This is a genomic window from Pseudoalteromonas sp. NEC-BIFX-2020_002 (assembly GCF_013002825.1).
GTDB classification, from domain to species: Bacteria; Pseudomonadota; Gammaproteobacteria; order Enterobacterales; family Alteromonadaceae; genus Pseudoalteromonas; species Pseudoalteromonas neustonica.
The window spans coordinates 147,112-159,420 of the sequence record NZ_JABEPJ010000007.1; the positions used below are offsets into that span (position 1 = coordinate 147,112).

General features: G+C 42.9%; 10 protein-coding genes. 7 read left to right on the top strand and 3 right to left on the bottom strand.

What is annotated here, in order from left to right; all coding sequences use genetic code 11:
* Window positions 1–27 precede the first annotated feature (27 nt).
* The 3 genes from HJP15_RS10035 to HJP15_RS10045 are packed head-to-tail and all read right to left on the bottom strand — an operon-like array spanning window position 28 to window position 1,704.
* Window positions 28–672: a GDSL-type esterase/lipase family protein gene (locus tag HJP15_RS10035; protein ID WP_170173670.1), complete on the bottom strand. Its 645-nt coding sequence runs from the start codon at window positions 670–672 to the stop codon at window positions 28–30.
* Complete coding sequence (locus HJP15_RS10040; RefSeq protein WP_170173671.1) at window positions 673–1,197, bottom strand: DsrE family protein; 525 nt, start codon at window positions 1,195–1,197, stop codon at window positions 673–675. It abuts the gene before it with no gap.
* A 42-nt stretch (window positions 1,198–1,239) separates the two neighbouring features.
* Window positions 1,240–1,704, bottom strand: coding sequence for a flavodoxin family protein (locus HJP15_RS10045; protein WP_170173672.1), 465 nt, complete (start codon window positions 1,702–1,704; stop codon window positions 1,240–1,242).
* Between the two features lie 216 nt (window positions 1,705–1,920).
* Between HJP15_RS10045 and HJP15_RS10050 the strand changes: the two genes are divergently transcribed.
* From HJP15_RS10050 to HJP15_RS10080, 7 genes are all read left to right on the top strand, one after another.
* Entirely contained in the window at window positions 1,921–3,390 is a 1,470-nt protein-coding gene (locus tag HJP15_RS10050; protein WP_170173673.1) for an SWIM zinc finger family protein, read from the top strand.
* A complete protein-coding gene (locus HJP15_RS10055) occupies window positions 3,381–4,919 on the top strand; it encodes a DUF5691 domain-containing protein (RefSeq protein ID WP_170173674.1) in 1,539 nt (512 codons plus the stop codon). The genes HJP15_RS10050 and HJP15_RS10055 overlap by 10 nt, the downstream gene beginning before the upstream one ends.
* A 100-nt stretch (window positions 4,920–5,019) precedes the next feature.
* Entirely contained in the window at window positions 5,020–6,099 is a 1,080-nt protein-coding gene (locus tag HJP15_RS10060; RefSeq protein ID WP_170173675.1) for an ATP-binding protein, read from the top strand.
* Between the two features lie 9 nt (window positions 6,100–6,108).
* Entirely contained in the window at window positions 6,109–8,415 is a 2,307-nt protein-coding gene (locus tag HJP15_RS10065; protein WP_170173676.1) for a DUF5682 family protein, read from the top strand.
* The gene (locus HJP15_RS10070) at window positions 8,412–9,635 is read left to right on the top strand and encodes a VWA domain-containing protein (RefSeq protein WP_170173677.1); all 1,224 of its coding nucleotides are present in this window, start codon (window positions 8,412–8,414) and stop codon (window positions 9,633–9,635) included. Before HJP15_RS10065 ends, HJP15_RS10070 begins: the two co-directional genes overlap by 4 nt.
* 29 nt (window positions 9,636–9,664) lie before the next feature.
* On the top strand, window positions 9,665–10,153 hold the full coding sequence (soxR, locus tag HJP15_RS10075; RefSeq protein ID WP_249365832.1) for a redox-sensitive transcriptional activator SoxR: 489 nt from the start codon (window positions 9,665–9,667) through the stop codon (window positions 10,151–10,153).
* Between the two features lie 238 nt (window positions 10,154–10,391).
* Window positions 10,392–12,245: a S8 family serine peptidase gene (locus HJP15_RS10080; RefSeq protein WP_170173678.1), complete on the top strand. Its 1,854-nt coding sequence runs from the start codon at window positions 10,392–10,394 to the stop codon at window positions 12,243–12,245.
* Window positions 12,246–12,309 lie beyond the last annotated feature (64 nt).

A 12,309-nucleotide genomic window follows, 5' to 3' on the forward strand; every position in this document is an offset into this window, starting at 1 on the left:
TCTAAGGCGCGTTGCTACTATTTTAATTTAGTCACTAATTAAAACAGCCCGCCTTAAGTAACCTGAGTATTGGTAAATAAGCTCAAACACAGCATTTGCTAGCTTTTTGTGCTCTGTGGCTGGTAAATGAATTCCCTCGTTTTTACAGGGTGTTATTAATGTGTGACCGTCTAAAAAAAGGCAGTTGTGTGCGTGTGCTATACGCCTACACTCGTGAGATAATTGCACGGCTTTAACCTGTGCGCCTGCGTAAATACGTTGGTATTGGCCTACTTCAAACACTGTAAATGGGCTAATAATAACTAAACGCGGTTGAGGTGTTGATTGATAAAACAACTCAATTTCATTAATAAATTGCGCTAAACCTTCAGCAATTTTCTCTGCTGTTAACGCAAAGCGTGCTTTTAGATCATTCGTACCCAGTTGTATGATGATTACATCAAGCTGATGCGCTTCAAGATAAGGCTTTAAGTACGTAACCCCTGATTTGTTCCCGGTAAATGGTGGGTTATTTACAAGTGTGCGGTTAGGTTGCCCTGCTTCAATTACTTGATGTTCGTCCCCGATCGCTTGTTTAAATAATGTAGGCCAACGTTCAATTTCAGATAAACGCGAGCCATCTATTGCTGAAAGCCCAAAGGTATTTGAATCACCAAAACACAAAACATTCATTTAAAACGGGTTCAAGGTATAACCTTGCTGCTGTAATTTTGCGTGAGCGGTCATTGCTGATAGCGACATTTTAACACCTTGGATAAGCTGCTTTTTAGCTACTTTCATATGCGTTGCCGACTGGCCGCATACATAAATGTCGGTGTTATTAGCAAGTAATTGCTTTATAAGTGATTGGTTTTTGTTACCCACAGCAAAACGCTGCATGTAAAAACTATTTTCAAGCACATCAACACTGGCACTGCCATGAACAACCAAAGCAAGCTTGATATTGTCAGGGTTAACGCCATGCGCCACATGCATATTAATAAAACGCGCCAACGAATTTATATGGTTGTTTTGCTGACCTTTTTCAGCTCCCTCACCTACATCAAAAGCTATTTTAAACTGCGCCTGCTTTAGATCAGATGTGTGCTCTGGAACATTATAAAAAAAGCCAAAATCTTTAATAACAGGCTCGGGTTCCTGTGCTGATAGTGCGAGGCTTGTTAAAAGTAGGCTAAAACCCATAAGTAACGTTTTCATAAATTACCCTTTTTTGTTTTAGCCTACCCTGTTTAAAACAGTTTAACTAGCTTGAATATGTGAATGTGCTTTAAACGTCATACCTAAATAGTTAAAGGTATGTTTAAACATATCTATAAATGCAGATGGGGCCTCTGCTGAGGCTGCATTTGAGAGTAAAGAGTAATGCTTTTGGCGCAATGTTCTTAACTTTGGCTTTAGCACCTCATCATCCATGTAATCGGTTATTCTATCCATAAACGCTTTCATTTGTGGGGTCGTGTTGTACCAGTAAACGGGGGATGCAAATACCCAATGTTCATAACGTAACAGCACTTCGAACAAGTTATAAAAGTCGTCATTGTTATATTGCTTATCATATCGGTAAGGGGCAATAACATAATCATCTAAACAAAAAACAATACCGCTTTTTTGTTTAATGTATGCGTTCACCTGCGCTGTTGTATTACCATTTTTTCGGCCACTTGAATAAATAATCGCTGTATTATGTACTGATTTTTGTTGCATTGGGTTAACTCCTTTTTAATGATGCAACCAAGCATAAAACCTCAAGCTAAGTTAAGGTCAACAACTATTTTTTTACCTTTTTAAGGCGCTATTTGTGATCAATTTTTTACTTTGATGTACCTATATTAACTATTAGCGTATTGTATTTACGAGAATTATAGATAAACTGGCGCTATTAACCTTATTCCACATTAGTAATGTAGTAGGCGTTTTATCATGGAAGTATCCGACACGCTCGTGCAAGAGTTGGCACCCGATCAGCCATCAATTAATGCCGCAAAAAAATTACTCAAACCCGCCAAGTGGCCAGTGCTTGGGCAAGCCCAAGACGTAAATACAATTTGGGGAGAGTGTCAGGGCTCAGGCTCCACACCCTACTACACTATGGCTGATGTGAGCGATCACGGCTATAAATGTACATGCCCGTCGCGTAAGTTTCCGTGTAAACATGTGCTTGCGCTATTTTGGCAGTTTTCTGACTTGCCTGATAACTTCGCTAAAACTGCGCCGCCACAATGGGTGAATGACTGGTTAGGCAGACGCAGACGCTCCACCAGCACAACAGACGAAGCCTCTGCGCAGGACAACGCAGCAAAAATAAGTAAATCCGCCGCCCCCCTTTCATTGCATAAAACCAATGTTGAGAAAGTACTCACCGATGAAGAACTCGCTAAACGTGAAGAAGATAAAGCTAAACGCGCAGCGCAAAATCGAGCCAAAACTCTCGATTCAGTGGCACAAGGGCTGACTGAGTTACAACAGTGGATAAACGATCAACTTAGCAGTGGCATTGTACAGTTTTTAAAAGACAGCCGAGATAAGTGCCGCCAAATAGCGGCGCGTTTAGTTGATGCCAAAGCAGCAAACTTGGCAGCAAGAATTGACGAATTACCAGCAAAAATACTGGCTCAGCCGGTGCAACATCAACCCAGTGCGGCGCTCCAAGAGCTCGCTAAATTAGCGTTACTCAGCGAAGCATGGCTAAGTAACCCACAAGACATTGATGCCTATCGCAGTGTTGTTAGCAGCGAAAATCGTGAACAAGTACTCAGCCCCAATACTGATGAAAATAGCACTCAACCGCTCACTATCAATGGTACGTGGCAAGTTATTGGTGAAAAATCACAAATGCGCCGTAATGGCTTACTAGCGTCTATGCGCTGGTTAAAGTTACTCTCGCCAAGCGATGAACAAACATCGACTCCTGCAACTGCGATTGCTATGTTGCTCGATTTTATTCCTGTAAAAAGTGGCAGTAGTAAAACGCAAAGTGCGCTGGGGAAAACCCTAAAAGGTAAAGTAACTTTTTATGCTAGTCGTATGCCATACAGGGCTATTTTAGGTGAGCATGAATACATGCCCCAAAGCCCAACTAATCAGCAAATGAGCCATATACAAGAACCACTTCAAGATTGGCGACTACATTTTTTGCAGCATCATGCCCAATTGCCATGGCTTGAAGAAGTGCCTTTTATTACCCCTGCAGGGCGTATTAGCCAAGACAAGTCAGGTCAATACTGGTGGCAAAATAACACTAAAACAGTGCATTTGCCTTTAATAAATGAAGTGCTAGATCCTTTAATATTGGGAAGCCAGCTTGATACGGCCTTTGTATTACTCGATGGACAATTTGCTGAGTTAATAAGTGTTGAAACAGCATCATGGGGCGTTATTTTATGTCAGTAACTATCATCGACACTCATGCTAACGAAATCGAAGCGCGTAATGAGCAGCTTAATAACGCATTGCAAGCAGCTCAAAAGCTCGAGAAAAAATGGCTCGTTGGGCATGATCAAATCAACCTAGTTGAACTCCCCGATGATTGGCAAACATTACTAAGTGCGATAACACCGAGCAAACAAAACATGTATGCGCTGATACTTTCTCAGCAACAACAATTGATTATGCACTACCCATCACCCGAGACGGAGTTAGTATCAGCACCTGATATTCCAACACTTGCACTCCCGTGTATTACAACCTCATTGCGGCCTCTATTTAGCCGTGTAATGACATTTTGTAAACAACAAACAAGCTCAGGGTTTGATGCCGTACTTAATTTACTTGCTAGTCGTGGCGTATGTGCCCATCCAGCCGATTGGATGCCAACAAAACACTCAGACTCTGTGCCCAGTATTTATTTACCTTGGGTATATTGGTCTAATGATCAATTATGCCAATGGCAAGCGCAGCAAAATACAGCACTTGAACAACTACAGTGGGACGACCTTTACCCAGCAGAAAAACGTGCCCGCTTAACCCAACTTAGGCATACAAACCCACAACTAGCAGCGCAGTATATTCATCAGGTTGCGAAAACTGAGTTAGCAGAAAATCGGCTGCGTTTGTATCATATTTTAAGCATTCATTTAAGCCATCAAGATCAACCCCAATTACAAGAATACTTAACCGATAAATCAAAAAAGGTGGTGGCCTTTGCCAAACAATTACTCGCACGTTTAGCTGTGGATGTTGACGATACCCAAAGTGATCAACGCGCACAAGAGTTAGCACCTTGGCTAGAAGTAAAAACCAAAGGTTTGTTTAAAAAAACCACCATAGTATTGCCCGCAAAACTCAAAAGTAAAACACAACAGGCCATGCGAACCGAGTTTATTGCTGAGGTTTCATTAGCAGCATTAGCAAAAACACTTAACATTTCGGTTACACAGCTATGCAACGGCTGGCAATTTGATCAATACCGTGAGCAAGATAATATTGGCTTTATTAACAATGCGTTTGATTCCCTGCCAGAAACAACACTCAATGACTTTATAACCCGCAGTTGTGATGAACTCTTCACGCACAGCTTGTTATGGTATGTACTGCGTGGCGTTAAATCTCGTTTATCACCGCAACATGTTGCCACTGTTATTTATACGCTGCTTGAAAAAAAGCATATGCACTTCAATTTTGGCAATTTGCTGTCGCTCATTGATTCGCCATTAACAGAGCTAACTTGGCAACAACTAAGCCACACTCAAGCTTGGGCACAATTACAGCAAGATATTAAACAGGAGCTCACTGATAAACATTACCTTGAGCATTACGCCATAATGAGTGAGTTATTAGCACTTGGGCTATTTTTACCCCAAGCACTGGCACAGCGAATTTACGATGGCGTGATTGCATTAGGTGTGATGCCTGCAGATCCCATGCTAGACGCACTTAAACTTAATGTTGGCTTAGTCGCTGTAAAGGCACAAACACCATGAAATTTAATAAAAGCCAAGCCGCACAGTCATTTTACAACCCTTTATTAGCCGCCCTAAATATAAACAGGACGCGCAACACACATTATTCAAGGACACTATAATGAGCGATATCCTTCGTTTACCCGTTGAGCAAGTATACCAAAGTGAATTAGATGCATTAAAAGCGGACGACACCGGTAATAAACCCTATAACTGGGCAATGTCGCCACAAGCAGTGGTTACTTATTTAATGGGTGGTAAAACTGCATCGGGCGTTGATATTTCAGCAAAATACATTGGCCACCGCCGCATTATAGAAACCGCCGTTGCCACGTTGGCGACCGATCGCGCATTATTACTTTTGGGCGTACCTGGTACAGCCAAATCATGGGTGTCTGAACATTTAAGCGCAGCCATCTGTGGCTGTAGTACCCAAGTTATCCAATGTACCGCTGGCACAGACGAAAACCAAATTCGCTACGGCTGGAACTATGCGCAGCTATTAGCACATGGCCCGAGTAAAGAAGCCCTCGTTGCAACGCCACTATTGCGTGCAATGGAAAATGGCAGCTTGTGCCGCTTAGAAGAGCTAACCCGTATGGGCTCTGACGTTCAAGATACCTTGATCACCGTACTATCAGAAAAAATGCTCCCAGTACCAGAGCTAAACGATGCCATATTTGCACAGCGCGGTTTTAATATTATTGCCACCGCGAATAACCGCGATAAAGGCGTTAATGAACTATCATCAGCGTTAAAACGTCGCTTTAATGTTGTAGTACTGCCGCTGCCAGATTCGGTTGATCAAGAAGTCGAAATTATTAATAAGCGTGTTGCTGAAGTGGGCCAATCGTTAGATTTACCAGTACCGAAAAACACCGCTGACGAAATTGCCAAGGTTGTTGCCATTTTTAGAGAGCTACGTGGCGGCGAAACGCTCGACGGTAAACTCACATTAAAAACCCCAACCGGGAACCTATCAACCGCAGAGGCTATTGCCGTTATGGTTGGCGGGCTCAGCCAAGCAAACTGGTTTAGCCAAGGCCAGTTAACCGCTGCCGAAATTAGCCAAAGTATGCTTGGTGCAATTGTGAAAGACCCCGTTCAAGATCGCGCCGTATTAGAGGAATACCTTGAAACTGTGCTCAAAAAGCGTAAAGGCTATGAAGACTATTACCACCATTTAAATCAGGTGCTATAAGGTTAACTAATGGCACATTCTGATATTCATTATTTTGGTATTCGACATCATGGTCCGGGCTCAAGTAAGCGATTACTTGCCGCCCTTGAGCAGCTGCAACCGCAGTATATATTGATAGAAGGCCCCGCTGATTGCAGTGATCTTTTACCATTATTAGCGCATCAGCAAATGAAACCACCCGTGGCATTGCTAAGCTATGCGGTAGAGCATGCACAAAGCAGCATTTTTTATCCCTTTGCTGAGTATTCCCCTGAATACCAAGCCAGTGTCTGGGCAAAGCAACAGCAAATACCCAGCGCGTTTATTGATTTACCCATTGCAGTGCGCTTAGCACAAATGCAAGCTGAGCAACTCACACCAAATAATAATCAAAGCGATGGCAAAAGCGATGATCAAAGCAATAACCAAGAAAATACACCACAGTTAACCGCACTCTTACGCGATCCCATTGGTGTCTTGGCAAACATTGCAGGCTATCAAGATGCAGAGGCTTGGTGGAATGACCTTATCGAGCAAAATCGCGATGACAGCTTAGCTATTTTTGAACAAGTTGAACATGCAATGACTGCACTAAGGCAGCCTGTCGCACAAGATTCGCCAGAGCTGGCACATGATCATCAACGCGAAGCATTTATGCGCTTAGAAATAGCCAAAATAGCTAAACTATGCGACGGCCCCATTGCCGTAATTTGTGGTGCTTGGCATGTACCCGCACTTAAAGCCAAGCATAGCGCTAAAGATGATCGGGCATTAATAAAAGCCCTCCCTAAAAAGCTTGCAGCCAGTAAACATAAATCCACTTGGATCCCGTGGACTTCAGCACGTTTAGCCACGCAAACAGGCTACGGCGCAGGTGTTGCTGCACCTATGTGGTATCAGCATTTATGGCAACATCGCCAACAGGATGATCGTATTGCGCCTTGGTTAGTGTTTATTGCACAAAATTTACGAGAGCAAGGGGCGGTTATTTCAACTGCATCAGTCATTGAAGCCCAGCGACTTTGCCTAAGCTTAGCCGCAGTAAGAGACAGGCCACAACCAAGTTTTGAAGAAATCACTGATGCGGTTATAAGCTGCATGTGTTTTGGTGAACACGCCTTGTGGGAACAAATACATAACACCGTTTTACTGGGTCATCAGGTTGGGCAAATTCCTGATGATACTGATTTGGTGCCACTGCTTGAAGATTTACAAAAGCGCCAAAAAAAATACAAACTCAAACCCGAAGCCCTCGCACGCGAACATTCACTCGACTTGCGCAGTGATATTGGCCAAAACAAATCTATTTTATTACATCAACTGCAGTTGTTAAATGTGCCATGGGGCGAGCTACTTGACTCAGGTAGCAGCCGAGGTACGTTTAGAGAAAAGTGGCGCTTAACCTGGCAGCCTGAATTTGCTATTAAACTCGTTGAACATATTGTTTACGGCAGCACCATAGAGCAAGCCGCCAATAACAAAGTGATGGCGTCACTAGCAAAAGAACAAAACTTAGCCGTGCTCGCCGATTCAGTGCTTAACTGTTTAACTGCCAACCTTTCGCAAGCCACTGAGTTTGGTTTAACCCAGTTAACACTGCGCGCCGGCCAAGTCAGTGACTGCAATGATTTACTTACCAGCATTGCGCCCCTTATTGATATAAGCCGTTATGGCAGCGCTCGTACGCTTTCTTTGAGTCAAATAGATGCACTGATCGAGCGTTTAGCAATTCAAGCAGCGCTTGCTTTGCCTTACGCGTGCCGTAACTTAAATGATGAAGAAGCGCAGCACGTTCAGCAAAATATTAACAGCGCACATCGTGCCTTAGTGCTGCACCTTGGTGATACCGACATTTTAGCTAAATGGTGGCAAGCGATAGAGGCTATTGCTCACAGCGATCAATCCAGCTATTTACTCATTGGTTTATGTGCACGATTACTTTATCAAAATGAGCGTTTAAGCCGTGAGCAACTAAGCACCATGCTTGATAAAATGCTCTCCCCTGCGTTGCCACCGGCTCAAGCTGCACGATTTTTTGATGGCTTTTTTACAGATTCGGTCGACCAACTGCTATACGACTCACTGTTACTCAACGCCATAAATAATTGGTTACTCCAATTAGAAGAAACCACCTTTGTTGAGTTTTTGCCTTTGTTTAGGCGGGTATTTTCAAACCTTGATGCAATGGAGCGTAAACGCTTGTTCGATACGCTTTTTAATAACAAAGCACACGCCGAGATAGTTCAAAACATCGATACAAATCAACATACATATTGGCAGCAACACATGGAAAAACTGGCTAAACTCGCTCAACGCAATAAGGATTGGTTGGCATGAACGATAAAACAACCTTAACCGAGCCAAACTCAGTGACAGAACAATCATCAACTACATTGATAGATGAAAAATCACGCCGCTGGCAATTAGCACTGGGGGTTGATGACGATCAACAAGGCACATTAAACGACAGAGATAAGCGTTTATCTGGCGCACTTTCAGCCCTTTATAACGCAGAGCAAAGTACAGCGCGTGGGCGCGGGAGTTTAAGCCGCTCAGCCCCTAAAATTTCAAAATGGCTTGGGGATATTCGTGAGTTTTTCCCAGTTCCCATAGTCCAAGTGGTACAACGCGATGCATTTGAGCGACTCGGCCTAAAAGAAATGTTAATGGAGCCTGAGTTTCTTGCCGCCATTGAAGCTGATGTGCATTTAGTGGCTGATTTAGTAAGCTTACGCTCAGTCATGCCTGAAAAAACCCTTGATACAGCGCGTCACGTGATCGATAAAGTGGTTAATCAATTACTCGCCAAGCTTGAACAAAAAACAACCGAAGCTATTCGTGGTGCAGTTAATAAATCCAAGCGCAGCTTTCGCCCTCGTTTTAGTGACATAGACTGGCCGCGCACTATTAACGCTAATTTGCGTCACTATCAACCAAAATACAACACTATAGTCCCTGATAAACTCATTGGATTTATGCGCCAACAACGTCGTTTAGCCGATCTTGATGAAGTGATTTTATGTGTTGATCAATCAGGCTCTATGGCAACGTCTGTGGTGTACAGCTCAATTTTTGCCGCTGTTATGGCCTCTATCCCTGGTATCAAAACAAAACTGATTTGTTTTGATACCAGTATTTTAGATTTAACTGAAGACTTGGCCGATCCCGTTAGCGTATTATTTGGTGTGCAATTAGGCGGCGGGACCGATATAAATCAAGCTATTGCTTACTGCGAAAAACAAATTGAACACCCCAGTAAAACGCATTTGCTGCTTATTTCTGATTTATATGAAGGCGGCGACGCAAGTCAATTAAAACAACGTATTGCTCAATTAATAAAACAAGATGTTAATGTCATCACCCTACTTGCCTTAAGTGATGACGGGCGGCCCGCGTACGATAGCGACATGGCAAGCGAGTTTGCAACATTAGGTAGCCCGGTATTTGCCTGTACGCCAGATCAATTTCCTGATCTAATGGCCACCGCCTTAAAGCGCGAAGATGTTATGGCATGGGCGGCAGAGCAAGATATTAAAGCCATTAGGCCACACGAATAGCAATACACTGTGTTTAATTTGAACCAATAATGAGTAAAAACACGATGCCAACAACGACCACCACAAAAAAAATCGTCGACGCCAATTTAAGCGTTGGCTTTGTTGCCAAACGCAGCGGTGTTAATGTCTCAGCCCTACATTTCTATGAATCGAAAGGGCTAATTCGTAGTTGGCGTAATAACGGCAACCAACGCCGTTACAAGCCAGATGTATTACGCCGTGTTGCGGTGATCAAAGCCGCTCAAACTATGGGCATTACACTTGATGACATTAAAAGCACACTTGACACGTTGCCAGAGCAACGTACTCCTACAAAAAAAGATTGGTCTGCCCTGTCTAAAAAATGGCAAGCCCAGCTTGATGAACGAATTGCCTATATGCAGCGTCTTCGCGATAAAGTTGATGGCTGCATTGGTTGCGGTTGCTTATCAATGAACAACTGCCCAATTTACAATAAAGATGATCATCTAGGCGACAAACAAAGCGGTGCTGTGCTTTTAAATACCCCTCAAAAATAATTCCTCCAATAACATCAATACGCTCAATATTAAAAATACCTAGCACGCGTAATTGCACTAAAAAACAAGCACGCGTTAGGCTCATGATAAAGCGACAGAAAAACCTAAAACAGTCACACTTGTTTACATATCTTTACATTTAAGTTAAATAAAAGTTAATAGAATGTTTACTTATTGCTATTCAGGGCTATCTTTTGGAGTGCGTTTCAAACAGTAACCATCCAAAAAGGATTAAACAATGCGTAAATTAAGTACTCTAAGTTTTGCTGTATTAGTCGGTTTATCAGCTGGGCAAGTTCATGCCGCAGAACTTATGTCTGTCGACACAAGCCGTGCGATTGAAGGTAAATATATCGTTGTATTTAAAACTCCCTCGGTTTTAAATATTCAAAGTAGTGACGCAATAGCAGACTTTGCCAGTTCACAATCGGCCAGTTTAAGTAACCTATACAACATCGACGTGGCTCAGGAATTTGGCGGCGTTTTAAATGGTGTTGTTGTCAATGCATCGGATAAAACAATTCAACAAATGCTTAGCAATCCGAATATTGACTATATTGAGCAAGATCAAATGATGTCGGTTAACCCTTTAGCACAAACAAACGCAAATCAACCAAATGCAATCTGGGGCTTAGACCGTATTGATCAGCAAGATCTTCCTCTCAATTCAAATTACTATTATGACTTTGATGGATCTGGGGTAACAGCCTATGTCATTGATACTGGTGTACGTATAAATCACAATGAATTTGGCAATCGCGCATCTCATGGTTATGACTTTATCGATAATGACTCAGATGCAACAGACTGTAATGGACATGGTACGCATGTAGCAGGCACGATTGGTGGTGGCGCTTACGGGGTTGCTAAAAATGTAAACATTGTTGGCGTGCGTGTACTGGGCTGTAATGGTTCTGGCTCAAACTCAGGGGTTATTGCAGGTATTAACTGGGTTAAAAATAATGCATCGGGTCCTTCTGTAGCCAATATGAGCTTAGGCGGTGGAGCTTCGCAAGCAACTGATGATGCTGTAAATAATGCCGTAGCCGCAGGAATTAGTTTTGTTGTAGCTGCCGGTAATGACAACAGTAATGCCTGTAATTATTCACCAGCTCGCGCAGCTAATGCCATAACGGTTGGCTCAACAACCAGCGGCGATAGCCGTTCAAGTTTTTCAAACTATGGTAACTGTTTAGATATCTATGCACCTGGTTCAAGTATTAAATCAGCGTGGTATAACTCAAATACAGCAACAAATACCATCAGTGGTACATCAATGGCCTCACCTCATGTTGCTGGTGCCGTTGCACTATACCTTGATGAAACACCTTCTTTAAGCCCATCACAAATCGAAACCATGCTCAGCCAACGTAGTACTAAAAACAAAGTATCCGATGCAAAATCTGGCTCACCAAATGAGTTACTTTACACATTAGAAGGTGGCATTATTGTACCGCCAGAAGAAAATGAACTCACCAATGGACAAAGTGTTACCATATCAGGTGCTCAAGGTACAAACACCTTTTATAAGCTAGTTGTACCTGCGGGCTCTGAATCGTTGTCATTTGATACAAATGGTGGTTCTGGCGATGTTGACATGTATGTACAGGTAGGGCAAAAACCTTCAACGAGTAGCTACAACTGTCGACCATATAAAGATGGCAACACAGAAAACTGCACGTTCACCAACCCACAAGCTGGCGATTGGTGGGTGATGCTCAATGGCTACAGCCAATACAGTGGAGTAAGTTTAACTGGCACTATTGGCGGCGGCACTAGTTGTGGCAGTAATTGCTTAACAAATGGTGTACCAGCCACAGGGCTTTCTGGCGCACGTAATCAAGAACTCGTTTACACTATTGATGTACCCGCAAATGCCACGTTAAATGTCAGTATGTCTGGTGGCACGGGCGACGCTGATCTATATGTTCGTAAAGACGCTCAAGCTACAACGAGCGTGTATGACTGTCGTCCATATGCAAACGGTAATAATGAAAGCTGCAACCTAAACTCAGGGCAAGGCGGTAAATACTACATTACATTAAGAGGATATAATACATTCTCTGGCGTTAGCATTGTCGCATCTTACTAATTTGCAATAACCATTGAGTAAAAACACGGCCTATTTTTATAGGCCGTATTGTTTATTGTTACCC